The organism is Sphingopyxis sp. BE259 (assembly GCF_031457495.1).
In the GTDB taxonomy this organism is placed as follows: Bacteria; Pseudomonadota; Alphaproteobacteria; order Sphingomonadales; family Sphingomonadaceae; genus Sphingopyxis.
The window spans coordinates 1,546,998-1,566,367 of sequence record NZ_JAVDWM010000001.1; the positions used below are offsets into that span (position 1 = coordinate 1,546,998).

Below are 19,370 nucleotides of genomic sequence, written 5' to 3' on the forward strand. Positions count from 1 at the left end.
GCCGAAAAACCGGGGTTGCCCTTGGCTTTCTTTCTTCCCATAACGCGGCGTCCAATTTTAGGGGCGGTCGCATCAGGGGAGAGGGCGAACCGGCAATCATAAGTCGGACGTGCTCGATTGTTCACCTGGGTCCGCCCCGCTCTATGGGGAAGGAAATTCATGATTGATCCGGTTATGATCGCGATAGCGTGCGGCCTTATCGCCGTGCTCTATGGCTTCATTACCTCGCGCCAGGTGCTCAGCGCTTCGGCTGGTAATGATAAGATGCAGGAAATTGCCGCCGCCATTCAGGAAGGCGCCAAGGCCTATCTGGGCCGCCAATATCGCACCATCGCCATCGTCGGCGTCGTTGTCGCCATTCTGGTCGGGATTTTCCTCGGCGCGATTTCGGCAACCGGTTTCGTCATCGGCGCCGTGCTTTCGGGGGTCGCCGGGTATATCGGGATGAACATCTCGGTCAAAGCCAATGTCCGCACCGCGGCGGCGGCGCAGACCGGGCTGCAAGCCGGCCTGACCATGGCGTTCCGCGCCGGCGCGATTACCGGCATGCTGGTGGCGGGCCTTGCCCTGCTCGCGATCTCGGTCTTTTTCTGGTATCTGATCGGCCCGGGTGGGTTCACCGTTGGCGGTGAGGATCGCACCGTTGTCGACGCGCTCGTCGCGCTGGCCTTCGGCGCCTCGCTGATCTCGATCTTTGCGCGTCTCGGCGGCGGTATCTTTACCAAGGCCGCCGACGTCGGCGCCGACCTGGTCGGCAAGGTCGAGGCCGGAATCCCCGAAGACGATCCACGCAACCCTGCGGTGATCGCTGATAACGTCGGTGACAATGTCGGCGACTGCGCTGGTATGGCCGCCGATCTGTTCGAAACCTATGTCGTCACCGTCGGCGCCACCATGGTGCTGATGGCGCTGCTGCTCAAGAGCGCGGGCGACCAGCTGCTCCCGTTGATGAGCCTGCCGCTGCTGATGGGCGGCGTCTGCATCATCACGTCGATCATCGGGACCTATTTCGTCCGTCTTGGCGGCGGCAAGAATGTCATGGGCGCGATGTACAAGGGCTTCCTGGTCACTGCCGTCCTGTCGATCCCGGCGATCTGGTTCGCCACCAGCTATGTCCTCCAGGGCGACATGAGCACCGATGTGACCGGTCAGACGTTCAACGGCAGTGACCTCTTCTATTGCTCGCTGCTCGGGCTCGTCGTGACCGGCCTGATCATCTGGATCACCGAATATTATACCGGCACCAACTATCGTCCGGTCCGCTCGATCGCCAAGGCGTCGGAAACGGGCCATGGCACCAACGTCATCCAGGGTCTGGCGATCAGCCTGGAATCGACCGCGCTGCCGACCCTCGTCATCTGCGTTGGCATCATCGCCGCATTCCAGATCGCAGGAATCGTCGGCATCGCCTTTGCCGCCACCGCGATGTTGGCACTGGCCGGCATGGTCGTTGCGCTCGATGCTTATGGTCCCGTCACCGACAACGCCGGCGGCATCGCCGAAATGGCGGGCCTCGACGATTCGGTTCGTGAAAAGACCGACCTTCTCGACGCCGTGGGCAACACTACGAAGGCGGTGACCAAGGGTTATGCGATCGGGTCGGCGGGTCTGGCGGCGCTGGTGCTGTTCGGCACCTACACCGCTGACATCACCGAATATTCGGCGAAGCTGGGTCTGACCGAGCCGCTGACCTTCTCGCTGTCGTCGCCCTATGTCATCGTCGGGCTGCTGCTCGGTGCCTTGCTGCCGTATCTGTTCGGGGCGTTCGGCATGACCGCGGTCGGCCGTGCGGCGGGCGAAGTCGTCAAGGATGTTCGCGAGCAGTTCAAGAACAACCCGGGCATCATGACCTATGAGAGCAAGCCCGACTATGCGCGCACCGTCGATCTGGTGACCAAGGCGGCGATCAAGGAAATGATCATTCCGTCGTTGCTGCCGGTTCTCGCTCCGATCGTCGTCTATTTCGTGATCCGCGGCGTTGCGGGTCCGGCGGCGGCGCTCGAAGCGCTCGGCGCGCTCCTGCTCGGCGTCATCGTCGGCGGTCTGTTCGTCGCGATCTCGATGACCTCGGGCGGCGGCGCATGGGACAATGCCAAGAAATATATTGAGGACGGCAACCACGGCGGCAAGGGCAGCGAGGCCCATAAAGCTGCGGTGACCGGCGACACTGTCGGCGATCCGTACAAGGATACCGCGGGTCCGGCGGTCAACCCGATGATCAAGATCACCAACATCGTGGCAATCCTGCTCCTCGCGGCACTGGCACACGGCGCGGCGTAAGCTGCGCGTCCTGTGCGGGCAAAGATAAGCCCCGCCGGAGTGATCCGGCGGGGCTTTTATCATACTCCGGTCAACCGTTTGTCCTGAGGAGGGGCTGAGCTTGTCGAAGACCCGTCTCGAAGGACTGCGACGTTTGCGGTCCTTCGAGACGCCATTTCGACAAGCTCGATGGCTCCTCAGGACGAACGGATAGGCGCTACCGACCTGCCTTCATCTGCGCGGCATAGCCCGCCTGCACCATCGCGCTCATCCGGTCGAATAGCGCATCGGGATCGCCCCGCCGCAGCGCTGCGATCGCCGCCTCGGCGCCTTCCGCCAACACCAGCTCGCGCGTCCCTGCATCGACCGCCGCCAACATCTGCGCGGCGGCGAAGTCGGGGGACAGGCCGTTGTCGATCGCGGCGTCGCTTGTCCCGCGGACGCTGCCGTCGGCATTGAGCGCGTTGCGGCTGACGTTGGTCTGCACCGACCCCGGCGCGACGACGAGCACCTTCAACCCCAGATGCTCATTCTCTGCGCGGACGCTGTCGTGGTAGCCGATCAGGCCGTGCTTGGCCGCGCAATAGGCGCTACGCAGCGGCACCCCGGCGATCCCCGCGACGCTGGATATGGCAATGATCTGGCCGCCGCCCGCGCCGATCATAAGCGGTAATAGTCGCTGGGTCAGCGCGATCGGGGCGAGCAGATCGACCGCGACGATCCGCTCATAGACGGCAAAGTCGGTGTCGATCGCCAGGCTGCGCTGCGAAATCCCGGCATTGTTGACCAGCCCGTCGATGCGCCCGCACCAGTTCCACGCCTGCTGCACGATGACGGGCAGGGCGGCATAGTCGGTTGCCTCGAACGGCAATATCATCGTTCCGGCGCCGCAATCCTTCGCGACCGCTTCCAGTGCCGCAATGTTGCGCCCCGACAGGATCAGCTTTGCCCCGCGCGCCGCGAGCGCCCGCGCCAGCGCCGCGCCGATTCCCGACGAAGCGCCCGTGATCCACCAGATTTGACCGTTCATATCCGCTCCCTGTCACTGCTTTCGTGCCAAGGTGAAACTGCAACAGGATGGCGTCAAGGCGCCGTGCCGCGCGGGGGTGGCAATTTTGTTGCGAATCTGTTATAATAAATATCAACGCGCCGACATTCTGCCTCTGCCTGTCGCTGGCTGGGGTATGTCACGGCGTTCCGATGGAGCCATATCCCTTGTCACTCTGACTGGCTAGCGCCGAGCGATTGCAAATCCCCCTTGGCTAGAGGGCGGGATGCGCCGCTGTTGTCGCAGTTTCAGATCGGGGTCAAGGCACAACAAAAGGAATTTGCATGTCCGTGAACACGCTCTTGTTCGAAGTCGGTGATTATGTCGTTTATCCCAAACATGGCGTGGGGCGCGTCATCGAGTTGCAGAAATCGGAAATCGCCGGGATGCAGCTCGAACTTTATGTCCTGCGCTTCGAAAAGGAAAAAATGACCCTTCGCGTGCCGACGAACAAGGCCGAAGGCGTGGGGATGCGCAAGCTGTCGTCGGATAAGACGCTGAAGGAAGCACTGCAGGTGCTGACCACCAAGCCGAAGGTCAAGCGCACCATGTGGTCGCGCCGCGCGCAGGAATATGAAGCGAAGATCAATTCGGGCGACCTGGTTTCGATCGCCGAAGTGACCCGCGACCTGTTCCGCGCCGACGACCAGCCCGAGCAGAGCTATTCGGAACGCCAGATCTTTGAAGCGGCGTCGAGCCGCCTCGCGCGCGAATTGGGCGCGATGGAAGAAAGCGACGAAAAGACTGCGCAGGCGAAGATCCTGCAGATTCTGAACGAACATGCGCCGCTGTATTACGCCGAAAAGGTGTAAGCTGCGGGCTTCGGGATAAAGGGAAGGGCGGTTCGAAAGAACCGCCCTTTTTGATTCTGCCATCTGATTCCTATGCCGAACAGTAGACCGGCTGACGTTCGGCAGTATCCGCCTTCCACCTGCGTGGTGGACGTCGTTCAGGCGCTCATGCTGCCGTGCTGGACGGTTATTTCATTCGGTCTTCGTCAATAATCGACGTCTGCGGTTGATCTGCTGCATAGGTTCCGATGATGCGACATTGTCGCCCTTTCGGACAATTGAGGGCAACACGTTTGGTGGCCGCTGCCGCATTGGCGGCATCGGTCCAGTAGGTTGCGCCGACGTTGTCGGCAAAATGTACGAGTATGCCCGACCCGCTGTACTGGCCGAGCACGCATTCCATACCTGTGTCAGCCGCACACCGCTTGACGGCGGCGTCGACAGCCGCGTCCAACCCGCTGATGCCTGAAACAAGCCATGTTTTCCACCGCCATGCCGGCACTGTCGCTTTCGTCCAAGCGACGACGGCATATTTTCGGTTTAACGGGATGAACTTCGGGAAGCTGTCCTTTGGACCTGTGCTGTTGAAGAAAGTCTTGGTAATCTCGCAGCCAACACTTTGTTGCTGACAAGATGCCAGAGCTTTTGAACGAGCAACTTCGTTATTGACGTCACCTGCGGCAAAGGCATGTCCAATAATGTCCTGCGCCACCACGATGACGAACGCGTTGTAGCCCCCGTACAGGGCATAGCATCCTTTGCCCATCTGTCTTTGACACGCTTGCAAAGCGGCTTTGTCGGCAGCCGGACCACTGTCATAACCCGATGTCGCCCACAGCACCGACGTGTCGGGGTGCGCGATAACGGACATGAATGCGTCGGGTATCGGTCCAGGCGCCGAGTCGGGTTCGCCTTGCGGATTGCCGTCCGCCGGGCCCATGGGGGCACATGCAAACCAGCCGACATCGGCACCACCGGTCGGGTAAAAGCCGGGTGGACAGCGTCCTTCTGCGTTCGCCGGTACCGAAAGGCATAGGGTACCAATCAGGGCGACGAACACGGCAAGGCCCACCGATCGGGCGAATCTGAAATGACGCATGCGCACAATTTTCCTATTCGATACTCATCGCCACAAAGCGCCCCCAAATTTTTGGGAAGCCTAATCCGCCATATCATTGGTAAAATCTAAATATGGTACTGGTGCGTTGAAGGAGCGGGTTAGGTTTCATCCGCTAGCTGCCAGAGATGCAGTAAAAAATCATGCCAGACATCGAGGCCGACCAACGCAATTTGCTCATAGCCCGCGGCATGTCGCAGCATTCCTGTTTGATCGACCCGTCCGGTCAGGGATAATCCGCACTCACAAAATAAAGCCCATCCGGCGGGGCATTCAGTCCCAGCGCGTTTCGGTCCGCCGCCGCCAGCGCCGCCTTCAAGTCCGCCGCCGACCATTTGCCATAGCCGACCAACGCCAGACATCCGACCATTGATCGCACCTGATGATGGAGGAAGCTGCGCGCCGCTGCCTCGATGATCAGTTCCTCGCCGTGGCGGCTGACCGATAGCTTATCCAGCGTCTTCACCGGACTTTGCGACTGGCAATGCGCCGAGCGGAAGGTGGTGAAATCATGCAGGCCAATGAGGTGCTGCGCGGCTTCGTGCATCGCATCGGCATCCAGCGGCCGCGCGACCTGCCACGACAGCCCTTTGTCCCATGTCAGCGGGGCGCGGCGGTTGACGATGCGATATTCATAGGACCGGCCGATACAGGCAAAGCGCGCGTGCCAGTCGTCGGGGACAATCTCGCAGCCGATGATCGCGATCGGCGCGGGGCGCAGCTGCGCGTTGAGCGCCTCGGTCAGCTTGAACGGGGTCAGCGGCTTTTCGATGTCGACATGCGCGCGCATCGCGATGGCATGCACGCCAGCGTCGGTGCGTCCGGCGCTGAACACCTGCGCGGTCTCACCGGTGAAGCGGTGGATTGCTTCCTCGATCGCCTGCTGGATGCTCGGGCCATGCGCCTGCCGCTGCCAGCCCATAAAGGGGCGGCCGTCATATTCGATGGTGAGGGCAAAGCGGGTCATGGGCAGGGCTTTAGCGTTGCGATCCGAAATTGTCGAAGGTGCGAATCCCTCTCCCATTTAGGGAGAGGGTTGCGAAAGCTTGGCAGCTTGCTGCCTAGCTGGAGCTGGGTGAGGGGTTGTGACGTCACGATAGCACACAGCCCCTCACCCGCTGCGACTAAGCCAGCAAGCTGGCAAGTCTCGCTGCCCTCTCCCTAAATGGGAGAGGGGATCAGGATAGCCGCGTCCCTTTGACGATCCCCCGACCGCGCAGCAATTCGCCCGCCTCCATCGCGGGCTTGCCCGCTCGCTGCACCCGCGCCGCGCGGATTGCGCCGGGGTTGCAGGCGATGGTGAGGGCATCGTCGAGCGTCGTGCCGGGCGCCGCCCCCGCCACCGTCTCTCCCGGATGGACAACCTCGGCGGCCAAAATCTTGTACCGCTCGGCCTCCAGCTCGAAAAATGCCCCCGGGACCGGGTTGAACGCGCGAATCTGGCGTTCGACCTGCACCGCGCTGACCAGAAAATCGAGCCGCGCTTCGCTCTTGTCGATCTTGGCAGCATAGGTGACGCCGTCGTCGGGCTGCGGCACCGGCGGAAAGGCGTGGAGGTCGCTCAGCACGCGCCGCATCATCAACGCGCCCATTTCGGCGAGTTCGTGGGTCAGCACCCCCGCCGTCTTGCGCCCGATCGGGGTCGGCTCGACCAGCCGCATCGCGCCGGTGTCGAGCCCGACGTCCATCTGCATGATCGTCACGCCCGTTTCGGCGTCACCCGCCAGGATCGCGCGCTGCACCGGCGCCGCACCGCGCCAGCGCGGCAAGATCGATCCATGGACGTTGAGGCAGCCCTCGCGCGGGGCGTCGAGGATCGCTTGCGGCAGGATCAGACCGTAAGCCGCGACCACCGCAACATCGAGGTCGAGCGCGGCGAACTCGGCCTGTTCGTCGCCGCCCTTCAGGCTTTTCGGGGTGCGGACGGGCAGGGCGTGTTCTTCGGCCCAGACCTGCACCGGGCTTTTCTGCAATTTCTTTCCGCGCTGCGCCGGACGCGGCGGCTGGGTATAGACCGCGGCAATGTCATGCCCCGCGGCATGCAGAGCAGCGAGTGTCGGCACCGCAAAGGGCGGCGTTCCCATGAAGGCGATACGCATGGGTGCGGGCTTTGGCGGAGGTGGGGCGGTTGTGCAAGATTGATGCTCGCCTTCTTCGTCATGCCGGACCCTTCGACAGGCTCAGGACAGGCTTGATCCGGCATCCATCGCGGCGCGGTGGGCATGGCCCCGGATCAAGTCCGGGGTGACGATGTAGGGGTAAGGAAGGGATGTTGCGCGTATCCCCCCGCGCCACTACCACCGCCCCATGGCCTCCACCGAAATCGAAGCCCTCGTCCAGCAACTCGCCCGTCTCCCCGGCCTCGGCCCGCGGTCGGCGCGGCGCGCGGTGCTGCATCTGATGAAGAAGCGCGAGTCTGCATTCGTGCCGCTGCTCGCGGCGCTCCAGACGGTGTCCGAACGGCTGGTCACCTGCACCATCTGCGGCAATGTCGACACCCACGATCCCTGCGCGATCTGCGCCGACCCGCGCCGCGATGCGCGGTCGCTGTGCGTGGTCGAGGAAGTATCGGACCTGTGGGCGCTCGACAAGTCGCGGCTGTTCCCCGGCAAATATCATGTGCTGGGCGGGCGATTGTCGGCGCTGGAGGGCATCCGCCCGCAGGATCTGGCGATCGACGCCCTCGTCGCGCGCGTCGCGGCGGGCGGTATCGACGAGGTCGTGCTGGCTATGAACGCGACACTTGAGGGGCAGACGACCGCCCATTATCTGGCCGAGCGGCTGGAGGGCTATCCGGTGCGGTTGACGCAGCTGGCGCATGGCCTGCCGGTGGGAGGCGAGCTGGATTATCTCGATGAGGGGACGTTGGCGCAGGCGCTGCGGGCAAGACGGCCGGTGGGGTAGCAATGACCGAGAAAAGCTGTCCAGAGTGCGCTGAGCGCGTCAAAGCGGAAGCGATCAAATGTCGCCATTGCGGATACCGCTGGTCGGGACACGAAAAGCTGCCGTTTGATCCGTGGCGCGTCGGATCGTTTGTGTTGATCTTGGCTATGGTTGTGTTGGCTATCGCTACCTCTTGACCCAAAGCCCCCGCAATCATACCTGACCCCCATGGCCATCCTACCCATCATAGAGACCCCGGATCCCCGGCTGCGCGTCATTTCCAAGCCGGTCGAGAGCTTCGATGCCGAGCTGAAGCAGCTCGTCGCCGATATGTTCGAGACGATGTACGACGCCCCCGGCATCGGGCTGGCGGCGATTCAGGTCGGGGTGGCGAAGCGCATCCTGGTGATCGATCTGCAGGAACCCGATCCGGAGGATGAAGAGGGCAAGAAGGTGATCCGCGAGCCGCGCGTGTTCATCAACCCCGTCTTTTCCGACGAGAGCGAGGAGCATAGCGTCTATTCGGAAGGCTGCCTGTCGGTGCCCGAGCAATATGCCGATGTCACGCGCCCCGCCGAGGTCACCGTCGACTGGCAGGACGAAGACGGCAAACATCATCAGGAACGCATGACCGGGCTGATGGCGACGTGCATCCAGCACGAGCACGACCATCTGGAGGGCATCCTCTTCATCGACCATCTGTCGCGGCTGAAGCGCGAGATGGTGCTGAAGAAGCTGATGAAGATGCGGAAGGCGGCTTAGCCCGTCATCGCTAGGCTAGCCTGTCATTGCGAGGAGCGTAGCGACGCGGCAATCTCCAGTTATCGGCCGCGCGTTCCGATAGCTGGAGATTGCCGCGTCACCTTCGGCTCCTCGCAATGACGATTTATTACCCCGCCTTCGCCACCGCGACCATCGCCGGGCGCAGCAACCGGTCCTTCATCATATAGCCCGCCTGCATTTCCTGCACGATCGTGCCGGGTTCGGCGTCGCTGCTCGGGATCTCCAGCATCGCCTGATGCTGGTTGGGGTCGAGCGGCAGGCCGATCGCCGCAATGCGGGTGATGCCGTTGCGTTCGAACACGCCGAGCAATTCGCGCTCGGTCGCCTCAAGCCCGGTGATCAGCGGCTTGATCGCATCCGATGCGCGCTGTTCGTCGCTGAGCGCGGCGAGCGCGCGGCCCAGGTTGTCGGCGACCGACAAGATGTCGCGCGCAAATTTGGTCGCGGCATAGGCGTGCGCGTCGGCAATTTCCTTTTCCTTGCGGCGACCCAGATTCTGCGTCTCGGCGCGCGCATAGAGCAGGTCTTGCTGCACCGCAGCCAGCTGTTCGTGCAGCTGGGCGACTTCGTCATTCTCGGGCGCAGCCGCTTCGGGGGCGTCGGTTGCGGTTGCGGCTTCTGGGGTCGCGCTGTCGTCGACCGGGGTGTCATTTTCGATGTTCGTCATAAACCTATCGTATCAGTCTGGAGAGTGATTGTGCGGTGAAATCCACCATGGGAACGATGCGGGCATAGTTCAAGCGGGTGGGGCCGATAACCCCGACCACGCCGACCACGCGCCCGTCCGATCCGCGATAGGGCGCCGCTATCACGGAAGAGCCCGAAAGCGAGAATAATTTATTTTCCGACCCGATGAAAATCCGGGTCGCGCTGCCGTCGCGCGCGCTGTCGAGCAATTGCGCAATGTCCTGTTTGGTTTCGAGCTCGTCGAGCAATTGCCGCACCCGGTCGAGGTCGCCGACCGCGCTGTCGTCGAGCAGATTGGCCTGCCCGCGCACGATCAGCACCGGGCGGTCGGCGCCGTCCGACGACCAGATCGCGAGCCCGCGCGACACAAGATCCTGCGCGGCGCGGTCGATCGCGATGCGCTCGGCCTCGATCTCGTGGCGCACCCGCGCCATCGCTTCGGTCAGAGTCAGGCCCGCCAGCATCGCGCTGATATAATTGCCCGCCTCGACCAGTGCCGACGGGTCCAGACCGGGCGGGGTGTCGATGACGCGGTTCTCGACCGCGCCGTCGCCCGCGACGAGCACGACGAGCGCCTGTGCGTCGGACAGCGGCACAAAGGCGACCTGTTTCAGGATACGCTCATGCTTGGGGACGAGCACAAGTCCGGCGCACGCCGACAGCCCGGACAGCGCCGATGTCGCCTGCGCCAGCGCGCTTTCGATCGGACCGGGGTCGGACAGGCTCGCCTCGATCTGGGCGCGGTCCTCGGCGCTCGGTTCGGCGACCTGCATCATCCCGTCGACGAACAGCCGCAGCCCTTGTTCGGTCGGCAGGCGCCCCGCGCTGGTGTGCGGGCTGGCGAGCAGGCCATATTCCTCCAGATCCTGCATCACATTGCGGATCGAGGCAGGAGACAGGTTAAGCGCCGCGAGTTTGGACAGGGTGCGCGACCCGACCGGCTGGCCCGTTTCCAGATAGGCATCGACGACCAGCCGGAACACGTCACGGGCGCGCGTGGTGAGTTCGGTGATCGGCGCGGTGGTCATGGTGGGGATTTAGGGACGCGGGGGCGTGGGGGCAAGCGGACGATCCTCCCCATCGACTTGCGATGGGGAGGTGGCAGCCCGCAGGGCTGACGGAGGGGCCGCGACGTTGCTGCCCCTCCACCACCGCCTGCGGCGGCGGTCCCCCTCCCCATCGCAAGTCGATGGGGAGGATCAGGTTTGCGCTCGCCTCGCTTCACCGCTAAGCGCGCGGCACACAATCACAGGAGAATCCCCCATGCGCCCATCCGGCCGCGCCCCCGATCAGATGCGCCCCATCGCCATCGAAACCGCCTTCACCATCCATGCCGAAGGCAGTGTTTTGGTCAGCTTTGGCAACACGAAGGTGCTGGTGACCGCCAGCGTCGACGAAAAGGTGCCGCCGTTCCTGCGCGGCAAGGGGCAGGGGTGGGTCACCGCCGAATATGGCATGCTGCCCCGCGCGACGCACACCCGCGGCAGCCGCGAAGCGGCAAAGGGCAAGCAGTCGGGCCGGACGCAGGAAATTCAGCGGCTTATCGGACGTAGCTTGCGCGCCGTAGTCGATATGAAAAAGCTGGGCGAGCGCCAGATCGTCATCGATTGTGACGTGATCCAGGCCGACGGCGGCACCCGCACCGCGTCGATTTCGGGCGCGTGGGTCGCGCTGCGGCTTGCGGTCGATACCTTGCTCGAAAGCAAGGCAATTGCCGAGGATCCGATCGTCGACAAGGTCGGCGCGATTTCGTGCGGCATTTACAACGGCACTCCGGTGCTCGACCTGGATTATGACGAGGATTCGGTCGCCGAGGCCGACGGCAATTTTGTGCTGACCGGCCGCGGCCAGATCGTCGAAGTGCAGGCGAGCGCCGAGGGTGCAACCTATGACGAGGAAGGCTTGCTGCGGTTGCTGCGGTTGGCGCGCATCGGCTGCGGCGAGATTTTTGCGGCGCAGGACAAGGCGACGGGGCGGTAATTGGGCAGCGGATAGGTAATCAGCTTCGTCACCCCGGACTTGATCCGGGGTCCATGACGCCGCCGCAGTTATGGATGCCGGATCAAGTCCGGCATGACGATGAATTGGAAGTAGCATCATGACCCATCGCAAACTCACCCCCGGTAAACTCGTCATCGCGAGCCACAATGCGGGCAAGGTGCGCGAGATTCGGGCGCTGCTCGAACCGTTCGGCATCGAGCCGGTGTCGGCGGGCGACTTGGGCTTGCCCGAGCCCGAGGAAACCGGAACGACGTTCCGTGAGAACGCGCTGCTGAAAGCGCATGCGAGCGCGTCGGCGGCGGGACTACCCGCGCTCGCCGACGATAGCGGCCTCGAAGTTGCCGCGCTGGGCGGGCGCCCGGGGGTTTACACCGCCGACTGGGCCGAACGGCAGACGTTTGAGGGACCGCCCGGTCGTGACTGGTATATGGCGATGGGCAAGGTCGAGGGGCTGCTCGCCGAGCAGGGGCCGGACGTCGACCGCAGCGCCTGTTTCGTCTGCACCCTCGCGCTCGCCTGGCCCGATGGGCATGCCGAGCTATTCGAGGGACGCGCGCAGGGTAGCCTGACCTGGCCGCCGCGTGGGTTGCTGGGGTTCGGCTATGATCCGGTGTTTATTTCGACTGGTAACACACTGACTTACGCCGAAATAGATCCGGCGGAAAAGCACGCGATCAGCCACCGCGCCGATGCGTTTGCCAAGCTGGTGGCGGGGGTGTTTTAACGTCGAGATATTCGTCACCCCGGACTTGATCCGGGGTCGCCATCGGCCCTGGGCAACATCCGCAAGCGATTCCGGCTTTCGCCGGAATGACGAAAGGGAGTAGGGCGCCCCGCATGGCCGAACCGCTCGCCCTTTATATCCATTGGCCGTTTTGCGTGTCGAAATGCCCCTATTGCGACTTCAACAGCCATGTGCGCGAAAGCGTTGACCAGGCGGTGTGGCGCGAGGCGTTGCTTGCCGATCTGCGGCATGAGGCGGCGTTGCTGCCGGGCCGCCGCGTTGGGTCGATCTTTTTCGGCGGGGGTACGCCGAGCCTGATGCCGCCCGCGACCGTGGCGGCGGTGATCGCCGCGGCGGGGGCCGAATGGGGGCTGACCCACGACTGCGAGATCACGCTGGAAGCAAATCCCAACTCGGTCGAGGTGGCCAACTTTGCCGACCTCGCCGCCGCGGGGGTCAACCGCGTGTCGATCGGCGTTCAGAGCTTCGATTCGCAAATACTTGAATTTCTTGGCCGTGCGCACAGCGAAGATGAGGCGCGGCGTGCGATTGCGACCGCGCAGGAGCATTTTGCGCGGGTCAGCTTCGACCTGATCTACGCGCGGCCGGGCCAAACGATGGCGGCGTGGGAAAGCGAATTGGCGCAGGCGCTGGCGTTCGGCACCGATCATCTTTCGCTCTACCAGCTGACCATCGAGCCCGGCACGCGCTTTGCCACGCTGGCGGCGAAGGGTGATCTGACTATCCCCGACGGCGACGCCGCCGCCGACCTGTTCGACGCGACGCAGGCGATGACGTCCGCCGCCGGACTGCCGCGCTACGAGGTGTCAAACCATGCCCGTATTGGGCAGGAGAGCCGCCACAACCTCGCTTACTGGCGTTACGCCGATTATGCCGGGGTCGGCCCCGGCGCGCATGGGCGGCGATTGGGTCAGGCGACCGAGCGGCACAAGAAGCCCGAGAATTTCATCGCCGCGGTGGAGCGCAATGGCCATGGCCTGAAGGTCGAGAGCGATCTGCCAGCGCACGAGCGCGCGACCGAGGCGATGCTGATGGGGCTGCGGCTGACCGAGGGGATCGATCTGGCGCGGATCGAGGCGCGGAGCGGGCTGGCGCGCGAGGCGTTTGTCGATGCGGATGCGGTGGCGCGGTTGGTCGATCAGGGATTGATGGCGCAGGAGGGCGACCGGCTGGCGGTGACCGACGAGGGCATATTGCTGCTCGACTCGATCCTTTCCGCGGTGGTGCGGACCGGCTAGACTCACTTCACCCGTTCGCATCGAGCGAAGTCGAGATGCCTTTCAGGCTCGCACCACGTCGATGGGTGTCTCGACTTCGCTCGACACGAACGGATCGAGAGGGACTGTTTTGGCGCAAGATCTGATCCGCGACTGGGATGCCCATCTGGCGCATGAAAAGCGCCGGTCGGAGCATACGCGCCGCGCCTATATCGCGACTGCGGATCGATTTTGCGCTTTCCTGGCGCAGCACCGCGGTGGGGCCGTTGATCACTCGATGCTGGCGAAACTGACCCCGAACGACCTGCGCGCCTATCTCGCCGATCGCCGCGCCGAGGGGTTGGGCAATGCGTCGGCGGCGCGCGAGCTGTCGGCGCTGCGCGGATTCCTGCGCTTTGTGGGCGGCTCGAACACCAGCATCCCGCCGTTGCGCGGGCCGCGGGTCAAGAAGGGGTTGCCGCGCCCCGTTGCCCCGACCGAGGCATTGGCGCTGGCGCAGGAGATTGAGGACAATGCCCGCGAGGGCTGGACCGGCGCGCGCGATTTCGCGCTGCTGTTGCTGCTCTATGGCGCGGGGCTGCGGATCGGCGAGGCGCTGTCGCTGACCGGTGCCGCTCTGCCGCTGGGCGAGACGCTGCGGGTCACCGGCAAGCGCAGCAAGACGCGAGTCGTGCCGGTCTTGCCCGCCGTCGCGAGCGCCGTGGCGCGCTATGTCGATGCCTGTCCGTGGCCGATCGCCAAGGACGCGCCGCTATTCCTCGGCGCGCGCGGCGGGCCGCTCCAGCCCGGCGTGGTGCGCGCCAGCGTGCGGTCTGCGCGGCGCGCGCTGGGGCTGTCCGAACGCACGACGCCCCACGCGCTGCGGCACAGTTTCGCGACGCATCTGCTGGCGGGCGGCGCCGATTTGCGCAGTTTGCAGGAGCTGCTGGGCCACGCGAGCCTCGCCTCGACGCAGGTCTACACGGCGGTCGATGCCGCGCATCTGCTCGACATCTATCGCAGCGCCCACCCGCGGGCTTAAGGGGGACTTTCTCTCTCCGTTCGTCTCGAGCGAAGTCGCGAGACGTTGCGTTTCTGCGTGCCTTCGGGTGTCTCGACTTCGCTCGACACGAGCGGGGTCAGGGCCGTCCTATTCCTCGCTGAGGTTCGTCGGTTTCCAAGTGATAACCCGGTAAAAATAGAGCAGCACCAGCGACCCGATCGCGAAGATCGCCGCCGGACCGACAAACGCATCCATGTTGGCGAATTTGCCGCCGAACCAATTGCCCGCCCCGGCCAGCGCGGTGATCCAGATCGTCGATCCGGCGGCGGTCCACAGCAGAAACTTTGCCTGGTTCATCTTTACCATGCCCGCGGGCAGCGACACCATCGTTCGCGCGACAGGCATGAAGCGCGCGATAAAAACGATGCTCGGCCCATGTTTCAGAAACCAGCCGTGCAGCCGCTCGACATCGGCCCAGTCGAGGGTCAGCCAGCGGCCATGGCGGTCGATAAAGGGCTTCAGCCGCTCATAACCGATCCAGCGCCCGATGCCGTACCACACCCAATTGCCTGCCGTCGTCCCGGCGACGGCGACCGCGACCAACGTCCAGAAATCGAAATGCCCCTTGGCGACGGCGATGCCGCCGAGGCCCATGATGACCTCAGACGGGATCGGCGGGAACACATTCTCGAGGAACATGAGGATGAAGATCCCCACATAGCCCCAGCTCTGGATCAGGTTCAGGATGAAATCGGTCATGGCGGGGAGAACGCGCGGGCGGGGTCAACCGATCCGTCGGACGATCGCGTCCCAGATCATGCCCGCCGTATCGCTGTTGTTGAAGCGGTCGATCGCAACGATGCCGGTCGGCGAGGTGACGTTGATTTCGGTCAGCCATTCGCCGCCGATCACGTCGATGCCGACAAAGACCAGTCCGCGTTCCTTGAGCGCGGGGCCGAGCGCGGCGCAGATTTCCTGCTCGCGCGCGGTCAGTTCGGTCGCTTCGGCGAAACCTCCGACCGCCAGGTTCGAGCGGAATTCGCCTTCGCCAGGCTTGCGGTTGATCGCCCCCGCGACTTCGCCATCGATCAGCACGATGCGCTTGTCGCCTTGGCTGACGCTGGGCAGGAATTGCTGGACCATGAAGGGTTCGGGCCACACCTGACCGAACAATTCGACCAGCGCGCCGAGGTTGCTGCCGTCGGCGTCGATGCGGAACACCGCCTTGCCGCCGTTGCCGTGCAGCGGCTTGATCACGACGGCGCCGTGGCGCGCCTGAAAATCCTTCACCGCATCAAGGTCGCGGGTGACCATCGTCGGCGGCATATATTCGGGGAAGTCGAGCACGAAGACTTTTTCGGGCGCGTTGCGGACCGACACCGGATCATTGACCACCAACGTCTCGCTGGCGATCCGTTCGAGCAGCCAGGTGCCGGTGAGATAGCCGAGGTCGAAGGGCGGATCCTGCCGCATCAGCACGACATCGACATCGCGGCCCAGATCGAGGATCACTTCGTCGCCAAAGCTGTAATGCGCGCCAACCTCGCGCTTCACGTTGAGGACGCGATGCGCCTTGGTCGTCAGCCGCCCAGCCTCCCAAGTCAGCCCGCGCACATCATAATGATAGAGGGCATAGCCGCGTTCGAGCGCCTTCAGCATCAAGTGGAAACTGCTGTCACCCCCGATGTTGATTCCGTCCATCGGGTCCATTTGCACTGCGGCGCGCAGGGTCATTCGATATTCCTCAGGGTTGCCAGACGTGGACCAGATGGCGTGGCAGGCGCCCCGGCGCAAGGAGCATCACGTCGATGCGGATGTCATCCTGCGGTCGGGCGAAGCGCGGGCTGAGCATTTCCGCCGCTGCGGCAACGCGGCGCAGGCGATATTGATCGATCGCAAGATCGAGGTCTTCGGGGCGTTCGCGCCATTTCACCTCGATGAAAGCGACGATGCGGCCGCGCCGCGCGACGAGATCAACTTCGCCCGCGGCGACGCGCAACCGCTCGCCCAATATCCGCCAGCCATGCAGCCGCAGCCACCAAGCGGCGCGGCGCTCGCCCTTGCGCCCGCGCGCCTCGGCGGCGGCACGCTTCAACCGGCATCCTTCAGCTTCAGGGCGCGGGCGTAGATGTCGTGGCGGTCGAGCCCGAAGCGTTTGGCAACCGCTTTTGCCGCCTGTGCGACGGGTTTGTCGGCCATCGCGTCGCGCAGCGCCGTGTCGAGCGTCGCGTCATCGGCCTGTTCGGGCACCGCTTCGCGGGGCGGGCCGACGACGATGACGATCTCGCCTTTGGGAGGCGCGTCGGCATAGCGCGCGGCAAGTTCGATCAGCGTCCCGGTGACACATTCCTCGAACAGCTTGCTGATTTCGCGCGCGACAGCCGCCTCTCGGTCGCCCAGCCCGGCGGCGAGCGCGGTCAGCGCGGCGGCAAGGCGTGGGCCGCTTTCGTAAAACACCAGCGTGGCGCGCAGTCCCGCAAATTCGGCGAGCGTGTCGGCGCGGGCCTTGGTTTTCGAGGGCAGGAATCCGGCAAACAGGAAGCGGTCGCTGGGTAGCCCGGACAGCGTGATTGCGGCAATCGCGGCACATGGGCCGGGCAGGGTGCTCACATGCCGCCCGGCGGCGCGCGCATCGCGGACCAGCTTGTAGCCGGGGTCGGAAATCAGCGGGGTGCCGGCGTCAGACACCAAAACGACCACTTCGTCGGCCATCCGCGCCACCAGCGTCGCGCGCGTCCGTTCGTCGCTGTGGTCATGATAGGGCGTCATCGGCACACGCAAGCCAAGATGTGAAAGCAGCTTTGCCGTGACGCGGGTATCTTCCGCCGCGATCAGGTCGGCGCGCGCTAGCATCGCCCCGGCGCGCGCAGTGATGTCGCCGAGGTTGCCGATGGGGGTCGCGACGATATAGAGACCGGGCAAGGGAGAATTTGAGATGGTCGAATCTGGCATGACGCCGAAAATGGCAGAAACTGCTGTCGAGCGCCAAGCATATGCGTCGCCGCGGCGGCAAATGCTACGCGGACTCGGCGCGGTGGCGATGGCGGGGCTGCTCGCCGCGTGTCAGGTTGTGCCGAAGACCGCTGGTCCAGCCGTCACGGCGCCCCCCGAAACCCCGACCGACAATGTCGGCCCCGGCCTGCCCACCGACACCGATCGCCACCGTGTAGCATTGCTGGTGCCGCAGACCGGCCCAAACGCCGATGTCGGCATGGCAATCGCCAACGCGACAACGCTGGCGCTGCTCGATTCGCGGACCGAGCGCGTTCGTATCACCACGTACGACACCGCGCTGGGCGCGGCGGCGGCGGCGCGGCAGGCGGTCGCCGACGGCAACCGGCTGATTCTGGGGCCGCTGCTCAGCGAAGATGTTGCCGCGGTCGCGCCGATCGCACGCGACGCGAAAGTCCCGGTGCTCAGTTTCTCGAACGACAGCAGCGTTGCGGGCAACGGCGTCTTTATCATGGGCTTTGTCCCCGGCCAGTCGGTCGAGCGCGTCGTCGCTTTCGCGCGCGGCAAGGGGCATCAGCGTTTTGGCGCGCTGGTCCCGAAGAATGTCTATGGCGACCGCTCGGTCGCCGCCTTCCGCAGCGCGGTGGCAGAGGCGGGCGGGACGCTGGTCGCGGTCGAAAGCTATGACCGCAGTGCCACCGCGCTGACCGGCGCGGCGCGGCGGATCGCCAACGCAGGCGCGATCGACGCGGTGCTGATCGCCGACAGCGGCGGCAATGCGATCCGGGCGGTTCCCGTGATCAAGGGCGCCGGGCAGCGCCAGATCTTGGGCACCGAATTGTGGAACACAGACGCCTCGCTCGGTACCAGCGCGGTGATGCGTGGGTCGTGGTTCGCCAGCGTGTCGGATGGGCTCTATGGTCAGCTCGCGGGCAAATATCGCACGCGGTTCGGCAAAGCGCCTTACCGGCTTGCCAGTCTGGGCTATGATTCGGTGCTGCTGACCGTCCGCATTTCGCGCGACTGGAAACCCGGCACCAGCTTCCCGGTGAATAAGCTGCTCGCCGCCGACGGCTTTGGCGGCATCGACGGCATTTTCCGTTTCAACAACCGCGGCATCGCCCAGCGCGCGCTGGAAGTCAGCGAGATCGGCGCGGGCGGTTTCCGTGTTGTCGATCCCGCGCCGACGAAATGGTGAGGCCGAAAGTCGTGGCTTAGCCGCCACAGTCTGTCGAAAAGCGTCACCCCTATGCCACGCGCAGCCTTTACGGCGCGCTCGCGTTCACTATATGAGCAGGACGCGCGCGTATCGTGCCGATTCCGCGCGCCATCCGTCAACGACCAGGAGATACAGCTATACCACCGCCCATGACCCGCCGCCCGATGGAGCGCACGCCGCCCAAGAATGGCCCGCGATACAATGAATTCATCGCCTCTCCGAAGGTCCGGGTGATCGACGATGAAGGCGAAAATCTGGGCGTGATGCTGACCGCTGAAGCGATTGAACAGGCGGCCTCTGTGGGCCTCGACCTGGTCGAAGTATCCCCGAACGCCGATCCGCCGGTGTGCAAATTCCTCGATGTGGGGAAGTTCAAATACGAAGCCCAGAAAAAGGCGAACCTGGCGCGCAAGAGCCAGAAGACGCAGGAAATCAAAGAGATCAAGATGCGTCCGAATATCGACGATCATGATTTCGATGTGAAGATGCGCAAGGTTTTCGACTTTCTGGGCGAAGGCGACAAGGTCAAGATGACCATGCGTTTCCGCGGCCGCGAAATGAGCCACACCCAGCTTGGCCTGAACGTGCTGCAGCGCGTCGCCGAACTGACGTCGGAAATCGCGAAGGTGGAAGCGCACCCGCGTACCGAAGGCCGCCAGATGCTGATGGTCATCGCGCCGAAATAA

The 19,370-nt window shown here is 64.2% G+C and carries 21 protein-coding genes; 11 read left to right on the forward strand and 10 right to left on the reverse strand.

The window, feature by feature from the left end; translation table 11 throughout:
- Window positions 1-159: 159 nt before the first annotated feature.
- On the forward strand, window positions 160-2,280 hold the full coding sequence (locus J2X44_RS07540) for a sodium-translocating pyrophosphatase (RefSeq protein WP_405053347.1): 2,121 nt from the start codon (window positions 160-162) through the stop codon (window positions 2,278-2,280).
- Between the two features lie 196 nt (window positions 2,281-2,476).
- Here J2X44_RS07540 and J2X44_RS07545 read toward each other — a convergent pair whose 3' ends face one another.
- A complete protein-coding gene (locus J2X44_RS07545; RefSeq protein WP_310088907.1) occupies window positions 2,477-3,289 on the reverse strand; it encodes an SDR family NAD(P)-dependent oxidoreductase in 813 nt (270 codons plus the stop codon).
- 302 nt (window positions 3,290-3,591) lie between these two features.
- Between J2X44_RS07545 and J2X44_RS07550 the strand changes: the two genes are divergently transcribed.
- A complete protein-coding gene (locus tag J2X44_RS07550) occupies window positions 3,592-4,119 on the forward strand; it encodes a CarD family transcriptional regulator (protein WP_293643877.1) in 528 nt (175 codons plus the stop codon).
- 166 nt (window positions 4,120-4,285) lie between these two features.
- Here J2X44_RS07550 and J2X44_RS07555 read toward each other — a convergent pair whose 3' ends face one another.
- The 3 genes from J2X44_RS07555 to fmt form a co-directional block, all read right to left on the reverse strand.
- Complete coding sequence (locus tag J2X44_RS07555; protein WP_310088908.1) at window positions 4,286-5,197, reverse strand: DUF4189 domain-containing protein; 912 nt, start codon at window positions 5,195-5,197, stop codon at window positions 4,286-4,288.
- Between the two features lie 244 nt (window positions 5,198-5,441).
- Entirely contained in the window at window positions 5,442-6,182 is a 741-nt protein-coding gene (gene truA / locus J2X44_RS07560; RefSeq protein ID WP_310088909.1) for a tRNA pseudouridine(38-40) synthase TruA, read from the reverse strand.
- A gap of 211 nt (window positions 6,183-6,393) precedes the next feature.
- A complete protein-coding gene (fmt, locus tag J2X44_RS07565) occupies window positions 6,394-7,314 on the reverse strand; it encodes a methionyl-tRNA formyltransferase (protein ID WP_310088910.1) in 921 nt (306 codons plus the stop codon).
- A 208-nt stretch (window positions 7,315-7,522) separates the two neighbouring features.
- On the opposite strand from fmt, the gene recR reads away from it, so the two are divergent.
- The 3 genes from recR to def are packed head-to-tail and all read left to right on the forward strand — an operon-like array spanning window position 7,523 to window position 8,860.
- A complete protein-coding gene (gene recR, locus J2X44_RS07570) occupies window positions 7,523-8,119 on the forward strand; it encodes a recombination mediator RecR (RefSeq protein WP_039579914.1) in 597 nt (198 codons plus the stop codon).
- Between the two features lie 2 nt (window positions 8,120-8,121).
- Window positions 8,122-8,295, forward strand: a complete 174-nt coding sequence (locus J2X44_RS17605) for a zinc ribbon domain-containing protein (protein ID WP_405053348.1) — start codon at window positions 8,122-8,124, stop codon at window positions 8,293-8,295.
- A gap of 31 nt (window positions 8,296-8,326) precedes the next feature.
- Window positions 8,327-8,860, forward strand: a complete 534-nt coding sequence (gene def, locus J2X44_RS07575; protein ID WP_310088911.1) for a peptide deformylase — start codon at window positions 8,327-8,329, stop codon at window positions 8,858-8,860.
- Window positions 8,861-8,987: 127 nt separating this feature from the next.
- On the opposite strand, the gene grpE is transcribed toward def, so the two are convergent.
- Window positions 8,988-9,548 carry a nucleotide exchange factor GrpE gene (grpE, locus tag J2X44_RS07580; protein WP_310088912.1) on the reverse strand — a complete coding sequence of 187 codons (561 nt, stop codon included), beginning with the start codon at window positions 9,546-9,548 and terminating at the stop codon, window positions 8,988-8,990.
- 4 nt (window positions 9,549-9,552) lie between these two features.
- Window positions 9,553-10,596: a heat-inducible transcriptional repressor HrcA gene (gene hrcA / locus J2X44_RS07585; protein ID WP_310088913.1), complete on the reverse strand. Its 1,044-nt coding sequence runs from the start codon at window positions 10,594-10,596 to the stop codon at window positions 9,553-9,555.
- A gap of 235 nt (window positions 10,597-10,831) precedes the next feature.
- Between hrcA and rph the strand changes: the two genes are divergently transcribed.
- The 4 genes from rph to J2X44_RS07605 all read left to right on the forward strand — a co-directional run bounded on the left by rph (window position 10,832) and on the right by J2X44_RS07605 (window position 14,552).
- Entirely contained in the window at window positions 10,832-11,548 is a 717-nt protein-coding gene (gene rph / locus J2X44_RS07590) for a ribonuclease PH (RefSeq protein WP_310088914.1), read from the forward strand.
- Window positions 11,549-11,666: 118 nt separating this feature from the next.
- Window positions 11,667-12,293, forward strand: coding sequence for an RdgB/HAM1 family non-canonical purine NTP pyrophosphatase (rdgB, locus tag J2X44_RS07595; RefSeq protein ID WP_310088915.1), 627 nt, complete (start codon window positions 11,667-11,669; stop codon window positions 12,291-12,293).
- Window positions 12,294-12,406: 113 nt separating this feature from the next.
- Complete coding sequence (gene hemW / locus J2X44_RS07600) at window positions 12,407-13,552, forward strand: radical SAM family heme chaperone HemW (protein ID WP_310088916.1); 1,146 nt, start codon at window positions 12,407-12,409, stop codon at window positions 13,550-13,552.
- A 109-nt stretch (window positions 13,553-13,661) separates the two neighbouring features.
- Window positions 13,662-14,552 carry a tyrosine recombinase XerC gene (locus tag J2X44_RS07605; RefSeq protein WP_310088917.1) on the forward strand — a complete coding sequence of 297 codons (891 nt, stop codon included), beginning with the start codon at window positions 13,662-13,664 and terminating at the stop codon, window positions 14,550-14,552.
- A 108-nt stretch (window positions 14,553-14,660) separates the two neighbouring features.
- Here J2X44_RS07605 and J2X44_RS07610 read toward each other — a convergent pair whose 3' ends face one another.
- Genes J2X44_RS07610 through rsmI form a run of 4 tightly spaced genes read right to left on the reverse strand, consistent with a single transcriptional unit; the run spans window position 14,661 to window position 17,465 of the window.
- Window positions 14,661-15,272, reverse strand: a complete 612-nt coding sequence (locus J2X44_RS07610) for a DedA family protein (RefSeq protein WP_310088918.1) — start codon at window positions 15,270-15,272, stop codon at window positions 14,661-14,663.
- Window positions 15,273-15,296: 24 nt separating this feature from the next.
- Window positions 15,297-16,247, reverse strand: a complete 951-nt coding sequence (gshB, locus tag J2X44_RS07615) for a glutathione synthase (protein ID WP_310088919.1) — start codon at window positions 16,245-16,247, stop codon at window positions 15,297-15,299.
- Between the two features lie 10 nt (window positions 16,248-16,257).
- Window positions 16,258-16,608, reverse strand: a complete 351-nt coding sequence (locus J2X44_RS07620) for a YraN family protein (protein ID WP_310088920.1) — start codon at window positions 16,606-16,608, stop codon at window positions 16,258-16,260.
- Entirely contained in the window at window positions 16,605-17,465 is an 861-nt protein-coding gene (gene rsmI, locus J2X44_RS07625; RefSeq protein ID WP_310088921.1) for a 16S rRNA (cytidine(1402)-2'-O)-methyltransferase, read from the reverse strand. The genes J2X44_RS07620 and rsmI overlap by 4 nt, the downstream gene beginning before the upstream one ends.
- 10 nt (window positions 17,466-17,475) lie before the next feature.
- Between rsmI and J2X44_RS07630 the strand changes: the two genes are divergently transcribed.
- Both J2X44_RS07630 and infC read left to right on the forward strand, forming a co-directional pair.
- Window positions 17,476-18,663, forward strand: coding sequence for a penicillin-binding protein activator (locus J2X44_RS07630; protein WP_405053349.1), 1,188 nt, complete (start codon window positions 17,476-17,478; stop codon window positions 18,661-18,663).
- A 170-nt stretch (window positions 18,664-18,833) separates the two neighbouring features.
- A complete protein-coding gene (infC, locus tag J2X44_RS07635) occupies window positions 18,834-19,370 on the forward strand; it encodes a translation initiation factor IF-3 (protein WP_310089357.1) in 537 nt (178 codons plus the stop codon).